The organism is Pseudomonas sp. HLMP, from assembly GCF_046365545.1.
In the GTDB taxonomy this organism is placed as follows: domain Bacteria; phylum Pseudomonadota; class Gammaproteobacteria; order Pseudomonadales; family Pseudomonadaceae; genus Aquipseudomonas; species Aquipseudomonas guariconensis_B.
Genome location: NZ_JBDLLR010000001.1, coordinates 63,440 through 80,942, shown reverse-complemented (window position 1 = coordinate 80,942; position 17,503 = coordinate 63,440). Strand labels below are relative to the sequence as shown.

The 17,503-nt window shown below is 63.2% G+C and carries 16 protein-coding genes and 1 tRNA gene; 8 read left to right on the top strand and 9 right to left on the bottom strand.

Annotated elements, in window-relative coordinates; genetic code table 11:
* Positions 1 to 231 precede the first annotated feature (231 nt).
* Together ABFA30_RS00500 and ABFA30_RS00495 are read left to right on the top strand one after the other, a co-directional pair.
* On the top strand, positions 232 to 1,488 hold the full coding sequence (locus tag ABFA30_RS00500) for an OprD family porin (protein ID WP_410045039.1): 1,257 nt from the start codon (positions 232 to 234) through the stop codon (positions 1,486 to 1,488).
* A 93-nt stretch (positions 1,489 to 1,581) separates the two neighbouring features.
* Positions 1,582 to 2,562 carry an MBL fold metallo-hydrolase gene (locus tag ABFA30_RS00495; protein ID WP_410045038.1) on the top strand — a complete coding sequence of 327 codons (981 nt, stop codon included), beginning with the start codon at positions 1,582 to 1,584 and terminating at the stop codon, positions 2,560 to 2,562.
* A gap of 246 nt (positions 2,563 to 2,808) precedes the next feature.
* On the opposite strand, the gene ABFA30_RS00490 is transcribed toward ABFA30_RS00495, so the two are convergent.
* Both ABFA30_RS00490 and ABFA30_RS00485 read right to left on the bottom strand, forming a co-directional pair.
* A tRNA-Val gene (locus ABFA30_RS00490) sits at positions 2,809 to 2,885 on the bottom strand.
* Positions 2,886 to 3,015: 130 nt separating this feature from the next.
* Positions 3,016 to 3,600 (bottom strand): fumarylacetoacetate hydrolase family protein, encoded by a 585-nt coding sequence (locus tag ABFA30_RS00485; protein ID WP_253103286.1) that lies wholly within the window; start codon positions 3,598 to 3,600, stop codon positions 3,016 to 3,018.
* A gap of 53 nt (positions 3,601 to 3,653) precedes the next feature.
* On the opposite strand from ABFA30_RS00485, the gene ABFA30_RS00480 reads away from it, so the two are divergent.
* Complete coding sequence (locus ABFA30_RS00480) at positions 3,654 to 4,118, top strand: FCD domain-containing protein (RefSeq protein WP_410045037.1); 465 nt, start codon at positions 3,654 to 3,656, stop codon at positions 4,116 to 4,118.
* A gap of 145 nt (positions 4,119 to 4,263) precedes the next feature.
* Here ABFA30_RS00480 and ABFA30_RS00475 read toward each other — a convergent pair whose 3' ends face one another.
* From ABFA30_RS00475 to ABFA30_RS00460, 4 genes are all read right to left on the bottom strand, one after another.
* Positions 4,264 to 5,592, bottom strand: coding sequence for an MFS transporter (locus tag ABFA30_RS00475; RefSeq protein ID WP_225790663.1), 1,329 nt, complete (start codon positions 5,590 to 5,592; stop codon positions 4,264 to 4,266).
* Positions 5,593 to 5,983: 391 nt separating this feature from the next.
* Positions 5,984 to 7,435, bottom strand: coding sequence for an aldehyde dehydrogenase family protein (locus ABFA30_RS00470; RefSeq protein WP_410045036.1), 1,452 nt, complete (start codon positions 7,433 to 7,435; stop codon positions 5,984 to 5,986).
* Positions 7,432 to 8,400, bottom strand: a complete 969-nt coding sequence (locus ABFA30_RS00465) for an NAD(P)-dependent oxidoreductase (protein WP_253081198.1) — start codon at positions 8,398 to 8,400, stop codon at positions 7,432 to 7,434. The genes ABFA30_RS00470 and ABFA30_RS00465 overlap by 4 nt, the downstream gene beginning before the upstream one ends.
* 10 nt (positions 8,401 to 8,410) lie before the next feature.
* Positions 8,411 to 9,802 carry an NAD(P)/FAD-dependent oxidoreductase gene (locus tag ABFA30_RS00460; RefSeq protein ID WP_225790660.1) on the bottom strand — a complete coding sequence of 464 codons (1,392 nt, stop codon included), beginning with the start codon at positions 9,800 to 9,802 and terminating at the stop codon, positions 8,411 to 8,413.
* Positions 9,803 to 10,107: 305 nt separating this feature from the next.
* On the opposite strand from ABFA30_RS00460, the gene ABFA30_RS00455 reads away from it, so the two are divergent.
* On the top strand, positions 10,108 to 11,160 hold the full coding sequence (locus ABFA30_RS00455) for a proline racemase family protein (protein WP_225790659.1): 1,053 nt from the start codon (positions 10,108 to 10,110) through the stop codon (positions 11,158 to 11,160).
* Between the two features lie 53 nt (positions 11,161 to 11,213).
* Here ABFA30_RS00455 and ABFA30_RS00450 read toward each other — a convergent pair whose 3' ends face one another.
* The 3 genes from ABFA30_RS00450 to ABFA30_RS00440 form a co-directional block, all read right to left on the bottom strand.
* Positions 11,214 to 11,969: an SDR family NAD(P)-dependent oxidoreductase gene (locus ABFA30_RS00450; protein ID WP_225790658.1), complete on the bottom strand. Its 756-nt coding sequence runs from the start codon at positions 11,967 to 11,969 to the stop codon at positions 11,214 to 11,216.
* Between the two features lie 15 nt (positions 11,970 to 11,984).
* Positions 11,985 to 12,755, bottom strand: coding sequence for an SDR family NAD(P)-dependent oxidoreductase (locus tag ABFA30_RS00445; protein WP_253081197.1), 771 nt, complete (start codon positions 12,753 to 12,755; stop codon positions 11,985 to 11,987).
* Between the two features lie 84 nt (positions 12,756 to 12,839).
* On the bottom strand, positions 12,840 to 13,661 hold the full coding sequence (locus ABFA30_RS00440; RefSeq protein ID WP_253081196.1) for a transporter substrate-binding domain-containing protein: 822 nt from the start codon (positions 13,659 to 13,661) through the stop codon (positions 12,840 to 12,842).
* Between the two features lie 622 nt (positions 13,662 to 14,283).
* On the opposite strand from ABFA30_RS00440, the gene ABFA30_RS00435 reads away from it, so the two are divergent.
* From ABFA30_RS00435 to ABFA30_RS00420, 4 genes are read left to right on the top strand one after another with little or no spacing between them, the layout of a single operon-like run.
* Positions 14,284 to 15,105, top strand: coding sequence for an amino acid ABC transporter ATP-binding protein (locus ABFA30_RS00435; RefSeq protein ID WP_225790655.1), 822 nt, complete (start codon positions 14,284 to 14,286; stop codon positions 15,103 to 15,105).
* 10 nt (positions 15,106 to 15,115) lie between these two features.
* Positions 15,116 to 15,787, top strand: coding sequence for an amino acid ABC transporter permease (locus ABFA30_RS00430; RefSeq protein WP_225790654.1), 672 nt, complete (start codon positions 15,116 to 15,118; stop codon positions 15,785 to 15,787).
* Between the two features lie 10 nt (positions 15,788 to 15,797).
* Positions 15,798 to 16,463, top strand: a complete 666-nt coding sequence (locus ABFA30_RS00425; RefSeq protein WP_225790653.1) for an amino acid ABC transporter permease — start codon at positions 15,798 to 15,800, stop codon at positions 16,461 to 16,463.
* Positions 16,464 to 16,485: 22 nt separating this feature from the next.
* Positions 16,486 to 17,361, top strand: coding sequence for a dihydrodipicolinate synthase family protein (locus ABFA30_RS00420; RefSeq protein WP_225790652.1), 876 nt, complete (start codon positions 16,486 to 16,488; stop codon positions 17,359 to 17,361).
* The last annotated feature ends 142 nt before the right edge of the window (positions 17,362 to 17,503 follow it).

Here is a 17,503-nt window from a genome sequence, read left to right as displayed (position 1 = left end):
GGGAAAGCCCGCAGATTAGAGTCGTCGGCAGGGGTACGCAAGTATCCAACGGGCCGAACACACCATTAATTTATTAATAAAAAAAGAAATCGCACTGAGAGCCTCGCGCACGAGTGGCTATTTCATTGGGAATTCACAAAAAAATCTTCACAAAAATTAAGATAATATGTTAACAATTTAGCAGCGAGGCGAACCTCATCGACACCTACAAGAACAAAAAAGGAATCACTCATGCCCCCCTACTGCCTGCGCGCAGCAGCAACGAACGGCTTGTGCATCATGCTTGCCCCGTTGAGCGCCCATGCCGATTTCGTCCGCGACAGCAAAGCCAGCGTGGAGCTGCGCAACGTCTACATCAATCGCGACTACCACCAGGCCAATGCCCCACAAAACCTGTCCGAGGAATGGGCCCAGGGTTTTGTCCTGCGCATGGCGTCTGGCTACACCGAGGGGCTGATTGGCGTGGGGGTCGACGCCTTGGGCAAACTCGGCGTCAAGCTCGACGCCAGCCGCGATCGGCGGGGTACTGGCCTGCTGCCCTATGGCGCCAGCCAGGAGCCGGTGGATGACTACAGCAACCTGGGGCTGACCGCAAAACTGCGCGTGTCCAGGACCGTGCTGAAGGTCGGCACCTTGCAACCCCTGCTGCCCGTGGTCAGCTACAACGATGGCCGCCTGCTGCCTTCGACCTATTCCGGCGCCCTGCTCACCTCGCACGACATCGAAGGCCTTATCCTGAACGCAGGCCGGTTGAAAGAAGAGAACCTGCGCGACGCCTCCAGCAACGACCCTATCGGCTATGCCGGCGTCGAGAGCGACCACCTGGATCTTGCCGGTGGCACCTATGCGGTCAGCCCACAGTTGGCCGCCACCTATTACGTCGCGCAGATGGCGGACATCTACCGCCAGCACTTCGTTGGCCTGGTGCATGACCTGCCGCTGGGCGAAGGCATGAACTTGCGCAGCGACCTGCGTTACTTCGACACCCAAGAGCAAGGCGACAAGGCCCTGCGCGCGCCCACCCGCGTGGACGGCGGCAAGATCGACAATCGCTTTTTCAACGGCATGCTGACCCTGACCGTGGGTGCGCAGAAATTCGCCGTCGGCTACCAGAACCTGTCAGGCGACGGCGACTTCCCGTTTCCCGGTCGCGATCCCTACTCGATCAACCTGGTGACCGCCAGCGTGTTCAACAAGGCCGAAACCGACGCCTGGCAGGTGCGCTACGACTACAACTTCGCAGCCATGGGCATCCCCGGCCTTACGTTCATGACCCGTTATGTCGATGGCCGCCACGTCAACACGGCAACCGTGAAACACGGCCGCGAATGGGAGCGCGACACCGACCTGGTCTACACCGTGCAAAGCGGGCCGCTGAAGAACGTCAACCTGCGGCTGCGCAATTCGAGTTTCCGCTCCAGCAGCGGCCTGACCAACGACTTCGACGAAAGCCGCGTGATCATCGGCTACAGCCTGGCACTGTGGTAAATGGCTTGACGATAGTTAATATATTAACCATAACGCGACCGGCTCGGCCGCACGCCCCACCCCACTTGTTTCCAACAATAAGAGAACCCACTCATGGCATTCACCCTACGCTCCGCCCTGTCCACCCTGCCCCGCGCCGTGGCGCTGGCCACCGCCTTGTCGTTCGCCAGCGGTGCAGCCCTGGCAGCGCCCCAGCCAGACGCCCAGCCCCCCAAGGTGCGCCTGATTCTGCTGGGCACCAAGGGCGGGCCGTCGATGCTCGCCACCGAGAAGCTGCCGCAATCCACCGCGCTGGTCGTGGATGACGATGTCTACCTGCTCGATGCCGGTTACGGCGCCAGCCTGCGGCTGGTCCAGGCCAAGCTTCCACTGGCCAAGCTCAAGGGCGTGTTCATCACCCACCTGCACAGCGACCACATCGTCGACTACCCGGCGGTGTTGATGAACAGCTGGGCCAGCGGCCTGAAAACCCCGGTCGCTGTCTATGGGCCGCCGGGCACCACCGAGATGACCCGCCATGTGTGGGAGACCTTCGCCATCGACATCGGCCTGCGCATCAAGGACGAGGGCAAGCCCGACCCACGCCCACTGGTCACCGCCCACGACATCGACCAGGGCGTGGTCTTCCAGGACGACCGCCTGAAAGTCAGCGCCTTGCGCGTGCCGCACCCACCGTTCGCCGATGGCGAGGCCTTCGCCTACAAGTTCGAGGTGGGCGGCAAGACCATCGTGCTGTCGGGTGACTTGAACTACTTCCCGCCCCTGGCCGATTTCTCGCGCAATGCCGATGTGCTGATCAATGAAGTGGTGCATGTCCAGGCGGTCGATCGCCTGGCTGCGCGCATCGGCAATGGCAAGACCTTGGCCAAGGCGATCATCAGCCACCACGTCACCGCCGAGGACGTTGGCCGCGTCGCCGCCGCAGCCAAGGTGAAAACCCTGGTCCTGAGCCACTTCGTGCCGGCTGACGACCCGAGCATCACCGATGCCGACTGGCGCGCCGCCGTGGGCACGACCTTCAAGGGACCGATCATCGTCGGCAATGACGGCATGGAAATCCCGTTGAGCGACTGACCGCCAAGCCCCGGCCGCCGCAACGGCGTGCCGGGTGCTTTCTTGTTGCCGGGGTAGCGGCTGAAGCTGGCCGAGCGTGCAGGGTCAAGGGCTTGCTTACATGCCTGCGCCAGGTTGAATTGCAGCATTTGCTGGATGGCCTCGGTACGACCGGACCATCTCTAGGTGGGGGCAAAAGTTTTGCACAGCAAAAAGGGCGACCCTCTCGGATCGCCCTTCTCGTGCCCGGAAACCGGGACTTTTGTTTGGTAGGCACAATTGGACTCGAACCAACGACCCCCACCATGTCAAGGTGGTGCTCTAACCAACTGAGCTATGTGCCTGTCGTGTGGCGCGCATATTAAGGGGGATTCAAAAGGCTGTAAAGCTTTTTTCAAAAAAATCAAAAACTTTGCGCAGGTCCTTGCAGCCCATCGCCGGCAAGCCGGCTCCCACAGGGTGCCCCCCTGAAGTTCAGCGCCATCCCTGTAGATGCTGCTTCAGGCAGCATCCTCGACCTGCGGGCGCCCTACCCGGTCCGACCGCCCGGGCAACTGCCCAGGCCAATGGCCGACATGACTCGTCGAAGTTCTTGTCCACCGTCCACTGCGGCGACTTGAACTGGTACTCGCGCACCGAGCCTTCGTTGAACAACGCGTAGCCGGCCATGTGCTCCAGGGCCTTGTCCTTGGCGATGTGGCGGCCGCCGCTCTTGAGTACCACGGCCATCTCGCCTTCGTAGTCCAGGGTGTCGGAGATACGTGGGCGGATCAGCGGCTTGTTGTGCGCCGTCAGGCTGCTGTTGAAGCGCGGGAACAGGGTCGGGTAGTCCGGCTGGGCGTAGGGCGATTCCTTGGTGTGGTCGGCGTAGTTCAGGCCGACGCAGATGATCTTGCCCGGCTTGCTCATCAGCGGCAGATAGTCCTGCTCGCCGAGCTCGACCAGCGGCCCCTGGGCCTGGGCACCGTAGGTCGCCAGGTCGACGCCGCGCTCGAGCAGCGACTCCAGCGTCTGTTCCCCAAGAACCTTGACGCCCTCGGTGGTGCGAACGCCCAGCACGGGGCGTGCCTTGGAGAGTGAAGCGAACGTAGCGCATGGGAAGACCTCTTGTTGTGGTTCGTAACCCTGCGGAGGAAATCCGCGACATCACCCGCACCCGCCTGCTCATCGAATGCCAGGCCTTGGCCGAATCGATCCGCAATGGCGATCTGGAATGGGAAAGCCAGCTGATCGCCGCCCATCACCGGCTCGATCGCCTGCCCATCGTCGAAGGCTCGGAGCGGCTCATGAAGCCGGAATGGGAAAACGCCCACGAAGTCTTCCACCAGGCGCTGATCGCCAATTGCCGCTCCCCCTGGCTGTTGCGCCTGTCGCGCCTGCTGCGCGACCAGACCGCGCGCTACCGGATGCTCTCGCTGCACTACACCGACGGCGCCACGCGCGATGTGCCCGGCGAGCACCGGGCCATCCTCGAAGCCGCGCTGGCGCGAGATGTCGACAAAGCCTGCGCGCTGCTCCAGGAGCACTACGAGACCACCACACGCAACGTGCTCGCCCATGAGGCGCTCAAGCGCTGAGCCCGCCGTAGTCGAGCCTGGGGCCGCTTCGCGCCTCGTCGCCGGCAAGCCGACCCACAAAAGAATCGTAACGCGTTGATTTAGCTGGGACCTGTGGGGGAGCAGGCTCCAGCTAAATCAATAGGCTCACTCGTAACCTGTCGCCTCAGGCGGCGCTCGCCGTTGCCAGGTCAAGCGAACGCGTTTCCGGGGCCATCTTCCAGGTAAAGAACAGGCCCACCATGGAGATGCCGAAGGCCACGATCATGGTATTGGCGATACCGATCGAAGACAGGGACATCGGTACCAGGTAGGTACCAATCGCCGCACCGATACGCGACAGGGAGGTCGCGAGGCCGACGGCCGAACCCCGTACTTCAGTAGGGAAAAGCTCGTTTGGATAAACGTACTGGAGTACCTGCGCACCACCGATGAACAGCGCGTAGCTGCCAAACAGCGCGAGGGTCAACAGGCCGGCGGCGTCTGGATACAGGCCAAGCAACAGCAGCGCCAGGCCGGACCACAGGAAACTGTGGATGAGCATGTTGCGCCGGCCCAATGGGTTGATCAGCTTCACACCGAGCAGGCAGCCAAGGACGAAGATGATGGTGATGGCGACAGCCCCCCAGGCTGCCAAATCACCGGTCAGCCCCATGGCCGAGAGGATCTTCGGTGCAAAGGCATAAATGGCGAACTGCGGAATGATCGAGCAGGTCCAGAAGATGCTGACGAAGAAGATGCGCTTGCCATAGTGGGAATGGAACAGCGACCAGACCGATACCCGGCGCTCGGCCACAGGCTCGGGCAGGTCGGCGATCGAGAAGGCGTCGCCATAGACTTTCTTGATCACCTGATCCGCTTCGGCAGTACGGCCTTTGCTCAGCAGCCAACGGGCGGATTCTGGCGTGCCGGCACGCATGATCAGGAACAGCACCGCCGGCACCACCGCGCTGGCCAATGCCCAGCGCCAGGCTTCAGGGCCCATGCTGCGCAAGATGAGCTCGCCAGCCACATAGGCGACCGCCGCCCCGACGAACCACATCATCACCAGGCTGGCGAGGATGGAGCCGCGCTGTTTCCTGGGCAGGAACTCGGCCAGCAGCGAGGTGGCCAGGGGATGGTCGGCGCCAATCGCGATACCCAGCAACAGGCGCAGCGTGATCAGTGCGGCCGCGGAGGTGACCCAGAACTGCCCGAGCGAGAACACCGCAAGCGCGACCAACACGAGTACGTAAAGCGTTTTCCTGCCGAGTTTGTCGGTGAACAGGCCGCCGACGAAGCCGCCGAAGAACATGCCGATGAGCGATGCCGCCGCGACCATGCCTTCTTCGAAGACGGTGAGCTGCAGCGATTGGCTGAGCTGGACAAGTACTACGCCAATGATGCTGAGGATATAACCGTCCAGGAACGGAGCACCTGATGAATAAACGGCCAGTTTCTTATGGAAACTGTTAAGGGGGGCATCTTCTAATGAAATCTTATGATTATTGGTCATGTCTTGCTGCCTCGGTTTCTTCTCGCTGCTGAACTACACTTCACGCATGACACATGGCGTCGTACGCTAGTGAATAATGTTGTTATTGTTAGAAACTGCCGTATCGTGCCGCTCACCTTCGTGAGGGCCTCAAACTAATTACCCGGCGAAGCCAGGCACTCCCTGGCCGCCAGCCAAACAATCTGGAAGTGCCTTGATTATTCCGTTCACCACAACGTTCAATCATGTGTACCCGTTGACTTGAAGTTCACCGGGCACTTCGCCACATGACAGCTTCAGATTAAGCTCGCATGAATATAAGAAATAGAAGGATTACCTCAAAGAATGCGAGATCTCGGTCATCACCTTGAGCGGGTAATCCTGGGGCTGCTTTGCAGCCCCGGGGGCTGACTCAAGCCAACTGGTAGGTGGTCTTCACTCGGGTGAAGAACTGTCGGGCATGGGTGCCCTGCTCGCGCGAGCCCAGGCTCGAGGCGCCGTTGCCGCCGAACGGCACGTGATAATCCACCCCCGCCGTCGGCAGGTTGACCATCACCATCCCCGCCGAGCTGTTGCGCTTGAAGTGCTCGGCAGGGCGCAGCGAGGTGGTGACGATGCCGGCGGACAAGCCAAAAGCCGTGTCCTCGGCGGCCGCGAACGCCTCGTCGTAGTCACGCACCTTGAGCACGCTCACTACCGGCCCGAAGATCTCCTCGCGGTAGATGCGCATGTCCGGCGTGACCTCGGTGAACAGCGCCGGCGTGAAGAAGTAGGCACCCGCCTCGTTCTCCACCCGCTCGCCACCGCATACCCGCTTCGCGCCTTGCTCCACGCCGCTGGCCACGTACGACAGGTTCTGCTCCAGCTGACGGCCGTCGACCACCGGGCCGATGTCGGTACTGGCCTGCAAGGCGTCGCCAACCGTCAGCGCCCGGGTGCGCTCGGCCAGGCGGGCGACGAAGGCATCATGGATGCCCTCGGTGACGATCACCCGTGAACTGGCAGTGCAGCGCTGGCCGGTGCTGTAGAACGAGCCGTTGAGCGCAACCTCCACCGCCTGCTCCAGGTCGGCATCGTCGAGCACCACCAGCGGGTTCTTGCCGCCCATCTCCAGTTGCACCTTCTTCATGCCTTCAGCCGCCAACCTGGCGATCTGCCGCCCGGTGTGCTCGGAACCAGTGAAGCTGATGCCATCGACCTGTGGCGAGCGGATGATCGTGTCGCCCACACTACGGCCGGGGCCGACCAGCATGTTGAAGACGCCGGCCGGCAACCCGGCGCGACTGATGATCTCGGCCAGCGCCCAGGCCGAGGACGGCACCAGCTCCGCCGGTTTGAACACCACACTGTTGCCGAAGCACAGGGCCGGGGCGATCTTCCATGCCGGGATGGCGATGGGAAAGTTCCACGGCGCGATGATGCCCACCACGCCCAGGGGCTGGGTGAACACGTCGATACCCACGTCCTGGCGCACCGACTGGTATTTCTCGCCTTCGGCACGCAGGGCTTCCTGGGCGTAGAACTTGAACGAACGGCCGGCGCGGTCCACCTCGCCCAGCGCTTCGCGGACGACCTTGCCTTCCTCGCGGGCCAGCAGGGTCGCCAGTTCTTCACGGCGGGCGAGGATCTCGCTGCCGATGAAGTCCAGCGCGTCTGCGCGCTGCTGCGGGTTGCTGCGCGCCCAAACGGGCTGGGCACGGCGGGCGGCGGCGATGGCCTGTTCGGTCAGGGCCTGATCGGCGCGCACGAAGCGCTCGATGACCTCGGCCGGGTTGGAGGGGTTGCGGTTTTCCAGCAGGTCGCTGGCCGCGTCGAAACCGACGAAGGCGCCGTCGACATAACTGCTCTTGATCACGATGCTCATGCGCGCTGGATCCTTTTTTCCGGGGCCTGACTGGCGACGAAGCGGCTGATGTTGTCCACGGCGCTGTCCATCAACTGCTGCATGGCGTCTTCGCTGCTCCAGGCGATGTGTGGGTTGAGGATGAAATCGTCGCGATCGATCAGCTGGAACAGCGGGTTGCTCGGGTGCAGCGGCTCATGCTCCACCACATCCAGCGCCACGCCCCCCAGGCGATCGTTGTGCAGCGCATCGATCAGCGCCGCCTCGTTGACGATGCCGCCACGGCCGGTGTTGATCACCAGGGCGTCGGGCTTCATCAGGGCCAATCGACCTGCGTCGATCAGGTCGTGGGTTTGCGGGGTCAGTGGGCAGTTGATCGACAGCACGTCACAGCTACGCAGCAGCGCGGCGAGCGGACGGCAATCCGGGCCGCTGCGCTTGCCACCGCGGTCTTCGAAGAACACCTCCATGCCGAACGCACGGGCCAGTTCGGCCAGGCGCAGGGCAATCGGGCCGCTGCCGATGATCGCCAGTTGCTTGCCGCGCACATCGCGGATGCGGTGGTCGAAGTAGATGTTCTTGTGCTGCGCCTGGCCGGCGTGCACTTGGCGCATCAGCCGGGTGAAGGCTGCCGGGCGGCGGAACAGCTCGAGGATCATCGCCATGCTGTGCTCGGCCACGGTATTGGCGGCGTAGCCAGGCACGCTGGCCACCTCGATACCATGGGCCTCGCAATAGTCGACGTCGACGATGTCGCGGCCGGTCAGGGCCAGCGAGATCATCTTGAGCTTGGGCAACTGACGCAGGTGCTCCTTACGCAGCGGTACGCTGCAGGTCAGGGCGATGGTGGCGTCCTTGAGGTGCTCGAGCACCTGGTCCGGATGGGTATAGGCGAACTGCTGCCAGGTGTGCGCGCAGTCAGGCCGCTTGAGACGGGTCGAGGATGCCAGGCCCTCGTCGTCGAGGAAGACGATATGTTCGCTCACGATCTTGTCCTTATTTTTTCTGGGCGGGGACGTAGCCGGCCGGCGCCATGGCCACCAGTTGGCGGGTGACGAAGCCGGCGTCCTGGTCGTGGTCCTCCAGCGACTCCTTGCGCACCAGGGCGTCACGCACCATGTGCGCGCCGAAGAAGCGAAATGGCTCGGGCGGCAGCAGCTTCATCTTCTGGTTGACCAGGCCGCAGTTGGCCCACGCGTCGTTGGCATGCTCGACCAGCGACTTGATGATGCGACTGGCGAACACCGTGGTGGCCACGCCATTACCGGAGAAACCGATGCCGTAGGCGATGTTCTGGTGACGGTCGAGGTAGCCGAAGTTCGGCAAACCCTTCATGGCGCGGTCGATCGGGCCGGTCCAGCTGCTGACCACCGGCACGTCCGCCAGTTGCGGGTACAACCGACGCAGTTCGGCGGCGACCTTGTCGGCGGCCGGCGAAGGCTTCTCGTAGAGGTTGCCGATGCGCCCGGCGAAGGCGAACTGGCCCAGCGGCTTGCCGAACACCACGCGGCCATCCGGGGTGTTGCGCCAGTAGTTGAGCACGGTGCGCGAGTCGGTCATGCACTCGCCGCCGCTCAAGCCGATGGCGTCGAGCTTGGCCTTGACCGGCGCCGTGGCCACCATGTCGCTGGACATGATCGCGATCATCCGGCGCAGCTCCGGGAACGCTGCGCCCCAGGCGTTCATCGCCAGCACCACGCGGTCGGCCTTCACATGGCCCTTGGCCGTGTGCACCACAGGCTTGGGGCCGCGCGCCAGGTGGGTGAGCGGGGACTTCTCGAAGATCTTCACGCCAAGCTTGAGCGCGACGCGGCGCAGGCCGCGAGCGAGCATGGCCGGCTGCACGGTGGCGGCGTTGGGATCATAGATGCCGCCGAGCACCAGCGGCGAGCCGACGCGGCCCTGGATGGTGTGGCGCGCCATCTCCTGGAACGGGTTGACGCCCAGGTTCTGCAGGCCGTCGGTGAGCACGCGCCAGGAATTCAACTGGCGCTGGTTGGTGGCGGTCCACAGCCAGCCGTCCTTGCGGTACTGGGCATCGATACCGTGCTCCTGGCAGAAGCTGCCGATCTCGTCGATGGCCGACTCGGCCGCCTCGCAGATGCGCCGTGCCTCGACGTCTCCGCAGATGGTGCGCAGCGACAGGTACTTGCCCCACCAGTTGGTGGCGATGCCGCCGTTGCGCCCGCTGGCACCGGAACCGCAGCGGTCGCGCTCGACGATGACGATGGTCTTCCCGGGATGCGCCTGCTTGAGGCGGATGGCCGACCACAGGCCAAGGAAACCACCGCCGACGATGCAGACATCGGCTTGAATCGAGTCCTGCAGCGCAGGGGCCAGGTCGCTGTCCAGGTCGAGTGCCTGGGCATACCAGAATCCACGGTACATAGTGAGGGTGCCTCTGAACAGGTTGTCTTGTCGCGACATGATGCTCAGCCGGCACAGGGCACCGATATTACAGTCATGACAATTGATAGAACGGCCACGCCTTTTGTCATGGATTTGCTATTTCCGGCGATTGATAGGACGTGAAGGACGTACAGCTGCGCGCCCTGGCGTCACACGAGCTGTCCCAGACGTTATAGGGCAGCAGGTGCCAGGGGTGAGAAAGTGCCGCTACAGGCCAATGCCGCTTAACTGACGGGCATTGCGCCACAGACAGTCTGTTCGATACCCATAAGCTGGAGATCCCGATGGCCTTCAAAAGAACCATTCATGCTGTCGATACGCACGCCGGCGAGCCGATGCGCGTCATCACCGGTGGCGTTCCACATATCCCGGGCAAGACGGTTCACGAAAAGATGCAATGGTTGCGCGAAAACGACGATCAGTTGCGCAAGCTGATGCTGCGCGAACCCCGCGGCTACCCTCCCCTGTGCTGCAACCTCATCGTGCCCCCGAGCCATCCCGACGCCGATGCCGGCTATATCATCATGGAACAGGTCGAATACCCAGTGATGTCCGGTGGCAATACCATCTCGGTGGTCACCGTACTGCTGGAAATGGGCATGCTGCCCATGAAGGAACCCGTCACCGAGTTGATCCTCGAAGCGCCGGCCGGGCTGATCGGCATCAAGGCGCAATGCCGCGACGGCAAGGTCAAGAGTGTCACGTTCAAGAACGTGCCGGCCTTCGCCGCACACCTGGATGCCAAGATCCAGGTGCCCCACCTGGGCGAAGTGACGGTCGATGTGGGCTGGGGCGGCATGTTCTATGCGATCGCCGACGTGCGCCAGTTCCCGGGCCTGGAGCTCAAGCCCGAGCATGGCGGCGAGATCGCGCGCGTCAGCGCCATGATCCGCCAGGCCGCTGCCGAGCAATTGCCGGTCGCGCATCCCGACTACCCTGGCATCGGCATCACCATTTCCCAGCTGTCCGGCCCCACCGACAGCCCGGACGCCGACTGGAAGAACGCCGTCACCGTCGCCTCCGGTGAGCTGGATTGGGACAACCCTTCCACCTGGACCGGTGCACTGGACCGCTGCCCATGCGGCACCGGTACCTGCGCGAAGATGGCGGTCCTGCACGCCAAGGGCGAGCTACCGCTGAACCAGGACTTCCGCCACCAGGGTGTGCTGGGCAACGTGTTCACCGGCCGCCTGGTCGAGGAAACCCGTATCGGCGACTACAAGGCCGTGGTGCCGACCATTACCGGTACCAGCTGGATCTATGGCCTGAATACCTATGTGCTGGACCATGACGATCCGTTCACCGAAGGCTTTGTCGTGAGCGACATCTGGGCGTGAGCGGTCTCCATTCGGGGCTGCTTTGCAGCCCAGTATCACAAAGGCGGCGCCACTCAAGCCACCGCCTGCGCCCCGGTAATCTCCACCAACGAACCACACATGAACGCCGCTTCATCCGACGCGAGGAACGCCACCAGCGCCGCGACCTCCTCGGGCTTGCCGATCCGGCCGAAGGGCACCAGCTTGTCCAGGTCGGCGATGGTCCTTCCCGAGCGCCGCACGCCAGCCTCGAGCATCGGCGTATGGATCTCGCCAGGGCATACCGCGTTGACCCGAACGTTCTGCGGCGCATAGTCACGCGCCAGGTTCTGGGTGAACGAGGCCACGGCAGCCTTGGTCACGTTGTAGGCGATGTGCCCGGGCGCAGGATGCAGCCCCCACTGGGAGGCCGTATTGACGATAGCGCCGGCTCCCGCCTCGATCATGATCGGCAATACCGCCCGACACAGGTGGAACATCGAGTCCAGGTTGACCGCGAAACTGGTATGCCAGTCATCTTCCGTCAGCGCCAGGAGGTTGCCGCGGCGGTTGATCCCGGCGTTGTTGACCAGCACATCGATCCCCCCCAATTGCCTGACAACCGTCTCCACCAGCGCCCGGCAGGCCTCACCCTGGGCGATATCCGCCGCCACGGCGATGGCCTTGCCGCCGTTGCCTTGAATGGCCTCGGCGACGCCCTGGGCCGCCTCCAGATTGACGTCGCTGACCACCACCGTCGCCCCTTCGGCCGCCAACCGACCGGCGATCGCCGAGCCGATCCCCCCGGCACCACCGGTCACGATCGCCACCTTGTTTTCGAACCTGTTCATCGTCGACTCCTCGATTTATCGGATATAGCTGCCGCCGTTCACATCCAGGGTCGCGCCATTGAGCGAAACCTGGGACGGACGCAAGGTGAAGGCCACCAACTCGGCGATCTCTTCGGGGCTGGCCATGCTCCCCACGGGAATGTCGGCAGTCGCCGCGGCCTCGCCGAACTGGGCGACGAAGCGCTCGGCCATATCGGTACGGACCCAACCGGGCGCGATGGCCACGGCGACCACACCCTCGCCCGCCACGCTGCGCGCCAGTGACTTGGTCAGGTTGATCAGCGCAGCCTTGCTGGCGCCATAGGGCAAGGCGTCGGCCGCGTAGCCACGCTGGGCGGCACGGCTGGCCATGTTGACGATGCGGCCACCGCCATGGATGCGAAAATGCTCGACCGCCTCACGGCACAGGTCGGCCGCCGCGAAGAAGTTCACCTGGAACTCGCGGCGCCAGGCGGCACGCCATTCGGATGACGGCGCGTGCAAGGGAATCTCCGTGCGAATACCCGCGTTGTTGACCAGGCCATGAAGGCGTCCGCCGGCCAGGGCCATCGCTGCCTGCCACAATCGTTCGGGACCATCGTCCTGGGACAGGTCGCCCTGGACGATAAAGCCCTGGCCACCAATCCGCTCGAGCAAGGCTTGCGCGCCCTGCGCGTCGCGACTGTAGTGGATCACCGGTCGGGCACCTTCAGCCGCCAGGCGCTCGACAATCGCCGCACCGATACCGCCGGAGCCACCCGTGACGAGCAATGTCTGGCCAGCCAATGGGCGTGTGGAATCGTTCATCCGTGCTCACCTTCTCTTGATAAAGATGCAAAGGTGCCGCCTGCCTCGCGCGCGAAGACGGCATTCCCGGTTAACGACGAAGGGTTACTTCGCGGCGTTGGCCTGCACCGAGGCCTTGTCCACGAGCTTGTCGATGTCGCCACTGTCGCGGCGCTGCTTGAGGTAGATGTTCAGCACGTCCATGTCGGCCGGGGAAATGTCCCGGCGCACGCCGAACGCGACGCCTTGTTTGGCCAGCGCCGGCTTGGGCAGGATCTCGCGCGCCCAATCGGCGTTGGCCAATGCGAACAGGTGGTTGGTGTCGCTGGCGTCCACCAGTACATCGGCGCGCTTGGACATCACCGCCAGACGGGTCTCGTCCATGCCTGGCAGACGCATGATCTTCGCGTTCCGGATCACCGAGGAGATCGCCTTGTCCTGGGCGGTGCCGGACATGACGGCGAAGGTCACGTCGGGTTTGTCGAGGGCGCCGAGATCGTCCTCGATGTCCGTGAACTTGGGGTTGTTCTTGTTCACCAGCAACGACACTTGATAGTCCGTGGCGGGGGTGGTGAATGCCACGGCCAGCGCGCGCTCGGGAGTCTGGTTGAGGGCCATGGCCAAGTCCCACTTGCCGCTCTGCAAGCCGGCGACAAGGTTGTCCCAGCTCGTGTCGACGAAATCGACCTTGACCTTCAGCACCTTCTCGCCGAAGTCCCTGCACAGGTCGACGAAGTAGCCGCTGTAGTCACCTGAACGCGCATCGCGCATGACATAGGGCGCGGCTACCGCAGCGCCACAACGCAGGACACCGGCTTTCTGCACATTCTGCCAAACCGAGGTTTCAGCAGCCTGGGCCATGGATTGGCCAAGTATGGCGCCGCAAAGGCTGGCACCCAGGAAAAGCGGCTTGAGGGAACGGAGCATTTTTGACCTCACTGTTAATCATTGTTGTAGGCAGGAAGGTAAGCGCTGGGCAGTGCACGCCATATTGTGTGCATTACTGCATGCAGGTTATGAAGCACACCGGATGCTGTCAACAGGCTTTTTCGAATGGTTGGAATCGGCCTCTCTCGCTCCCCTCGTTTCTTTCCTCGCGCCCTCGGGCCTTCCTTTTGTCCTGGATGGACGGCGCGCCAAGGCAAGCGAATAAATTTTTCCCCACGTGTGTTGACAGTACACTCAAGGCGGCCATAGTCTGAATACAACATTGCACACAACAAGAAGCTCAGCAAAGCACTCATCAACTGTTGATCGACTCTTCTGCCTACAAGAACAAGCTATCGGAGAGAATCAAAATGGCTCAGACCGCTTCCCACAGCGCCTGCGCAGGTGCTGCCAGCCCTTCGCTCCAAACGCCATGGCGGTGGCAAGCGCCCACCCGGGCTGCTAGGCACTTCTGCAAACGCCCCCATGCACCACTGGCCAGGCCCGGCAAGACCGTCGGCCTGACCGACACAGCGCGCACCGCAACCAACGCCGCAGGCAACAGCCTCCCGTAACCCTGAGCCGAGGTGCCGCCCAGTGCGCCCTCGTGGAGACAATCGCGATGAACATCCCTCGTTTGGTGGCAGCCCAGCCACAGGTTTCGCTCGGCCCGGATTCGCCCCAGGGCGGCGACTTCATCCAGTTGCGCGACGTGCGCAAGGCCTATAGCGAGCAACTGGTGGTGATGGACCAGATGAACTTGGACATGCGTGCCGACGACCGCCTGGTGATCATCGGTCCATCGGGCAGCGGCAAGAGTTCGCTGCTGCGGGTGCTGATGGGGCTCGAGGGCATCCAGGGCGGCACGATCCATTTCCAGGGCAAGCCCTATATCGATGGCAGCCGCAAGCTGGGCAAGCCGCTGGATGAAACCCTGCACAAGCAGATCGGCATGGTGTTCCAGCACTACACCCTGTTCCCGCACCTGTCGGTGCTGGGCAACCTGATCCTGGCGCCGGTCAAGGTCCATGGCCTGGGCAAGGCCCAAGCCACCGAGAAAGCGCGCGCCTACCTCGCCCGCCTGGGCCTGGAAAACAAGCTGCACGCTTACCCAAGCCAGCTCTCCGGCGGGCAGAAGCAGCGCGTGGCGATCGCCCGTGCGCTGATGCTCGAACCCCGCCTGATGTTGTTCGACGAAGTCACCTCGGCGCTCGACCCGGAAATGGTCATCGAAGTGCAGAACGTGATGATGCAACTGGCCGAGCAGAAGATGGCGATGATCATCGTCACCCACGACATGCACTTCGCCCGCCACATCGCCACCCGCGTGGTGTTCTGCGCCAACGGCAAGGTGGTCGAGCAAGGCCATCCCGAGCAGATCTTCACCCAGCCACGGGAAGCACGCACGCGTGAGTTCCTCGAAAAGGTCGTGCAGTTCGATTGAGGACGCCGTGATGAACTACCAATTCGACTTCCACTTCCTCAACGGCAGCCTGCCTGCGCTGCTGGATGGGCTGAAGGTCACCCTGCAACTGGCATTGGTTTCCAACCTCATCGGCCTGACCCTGGGCTTCGTGCTGTGCCTGATGACCCTGAGCCGCTGGTTCTTCATTCGCTGGCCAGCGCAGTTGTTCATCGAGTTCTTCCGCTGCACACCGGCGTTGTTGCAGATCGTCTGGTTCTTCTACTGCGTGCCGATGCTGTTCGACGTGTTCATCGACCCGATAGCCATGGGCTTCCTGGCCCTGGGCCTGAACCTCACCGCGTTCAACGCCGAAGCCTATCGGGCCGGCGTGCAGGCGGTGCCGCGTGAACACCTGGATGCCTCGATCGCTCTGGGCCTCAAAAGCTGGCAACGCACGCTGTACGTGATCCTCCCGCAGTCGCTGCGCAGCGCCCTGCCGGTGCTGATCACCAACGGCATCGGCACCCTGCAACAGAGCGCACTGGTGGCCATCGTTGCCGTCGCCGACCTGATGTACGTGGGCAAAAGCCTCGCGACCGAAGCCTACCGCCCGCTGGAAACCTACACCCTGATCGCCCTCATCTACTTCGCCCTGTCGCTACCGATCGCGCAGCTGGTGCAGTGGTTCGAACGGCGCCAGGAACTGGCCGGCCAGCGCTGAGGAGATAGCCATGCCACTCGATTTCTCGGTTGTCCTGAACTACTGGCCGGTGCTGCTCAAAGGCCTGGGCCTGACCCTGGCATTCACTGGTGCCTGCGCCGTGCTCGGCAGCCTGTTCGGCTTCGTGGTCAGCCTGCTGCGGCAGCTGAAGCTGAAGCTGGTGCGCCTGCCGCTGACGCTGTACGTGGAGTTCTTCCGTGGCACGCCGCTGCTGATCCAGCTGTTCTGGGTGTTCTTCTGCTTCCCGGTGATATTCGGCCTGGACATCCCGCCCTACGTCTCGGTGCTGATCGCCCTGACCCTGTACATGGGGGCGATCACCAGCGAAACGTTCCGCGGTGCGCTCAAGTCGATCGCCAGCGAACAACACGACGCCTGCACGGCCCTGGGCCTCACCTCCCGCGTCAAGGTGCTCTACGTGGTGTTCCCCCAGGCCTTGCTGCGCGCTGTGCCACCACTGCTGTCGAACGTGGTCAGCCTGTTCAAGGAAAGCGCGCTGATCTCCTCGGTCGGGGTGGCCGACCTGATGTTCGTCGGCCAGAACATTTCCAACAGCACCGCCCGCCCGGTCGAGTTCCTGTCGGCTGTCGCAGTCATTTACTTCCTCGTGGCCTTCCCGCTGACCCGCCTGGTCGGTGTGGTCGAAGGGCGCCTGCTGCGCCGCTACGCCTACTGATTCCCAACAAGGAGACTTCACCATGAAACTCAATGGCATCCTGCCTGCCCTGGTCACCCCATTCGATGCCGCTGGCAAGGTCGATCACGACACCTTGGCCTCGATCCTCGAACATCAACTGGCCGCGGGCGTCAGCGGTTTCGTGCCGCTGGGCTCCACCGGCGAATACTATGCGCTGACCAACGAAGAACGCCGCCAGGTGCTGGCCACGGTGAAGGAAGTGGTCGGTGACCGTGGCACCCTGATCGCCGGCGCCAACGGCGCCTGCACCCGCGAGGTGCTGGAGCAGGTCAGGCAGACCGTCGAGGCGGGCTACACCCACCTGCTGATCGCGCCGCCCTACTACGCCCTGCCCTCCCAGGAGGAACTGCTGGCCCACTACAACACCATTCTCGAAACCTTCCCCGAGATCAACGTGGTGCTGTACAACTACCCGATCCGTACCAACGTCGAAGTCGGCCTGGACGTGGTCGCCGCGCTGCATGAGCACCCGCGCGTCATCGGCATCAAGGAAAGCAGCGGCAACCTGCTGCGCGCCATCGAGATCGGCGAGAAATACAAGGGCATCCAGCTGTCCTGCGGCTCGGACGACCAGGCCCTGGACTTCTACCTGTGGGGCGCCGACAGCTGGATCTGCGGCCCGGCGAACATTTTCCCGGAGAAGGTCGTCGCCTTCCACAAGGCGTTCACCAGCGGCGATATCCGCGGTGCCCAGCAAGTCATGCGCAGCCTGTTCCCGGCCATGGCCAACCTGGAAAGCGGCAAGTTCGTACAGAAGGTCAAGTACGGCGCCGAGCTGTCCGGCTTCAAGGTAGGCAACGCACGGGCACCGCTGCTGCCGTTGACCGACGAAGAAAAAGCCGAGTTCCGCAAGGCGTACGAGGCGTCGCAAGCCTGATGCACTCCCCCTGTGGGAGCGGGCCTGCCCGCGAATAGGCCGGCCCCTGACGACACCGGTATATGGCAAGGGCCATGCCCTTGTGTGCGGGACGAGCCCGCCCCCACAGGAACCCCACCACCTTTTGAAGAGCACGCCTCTC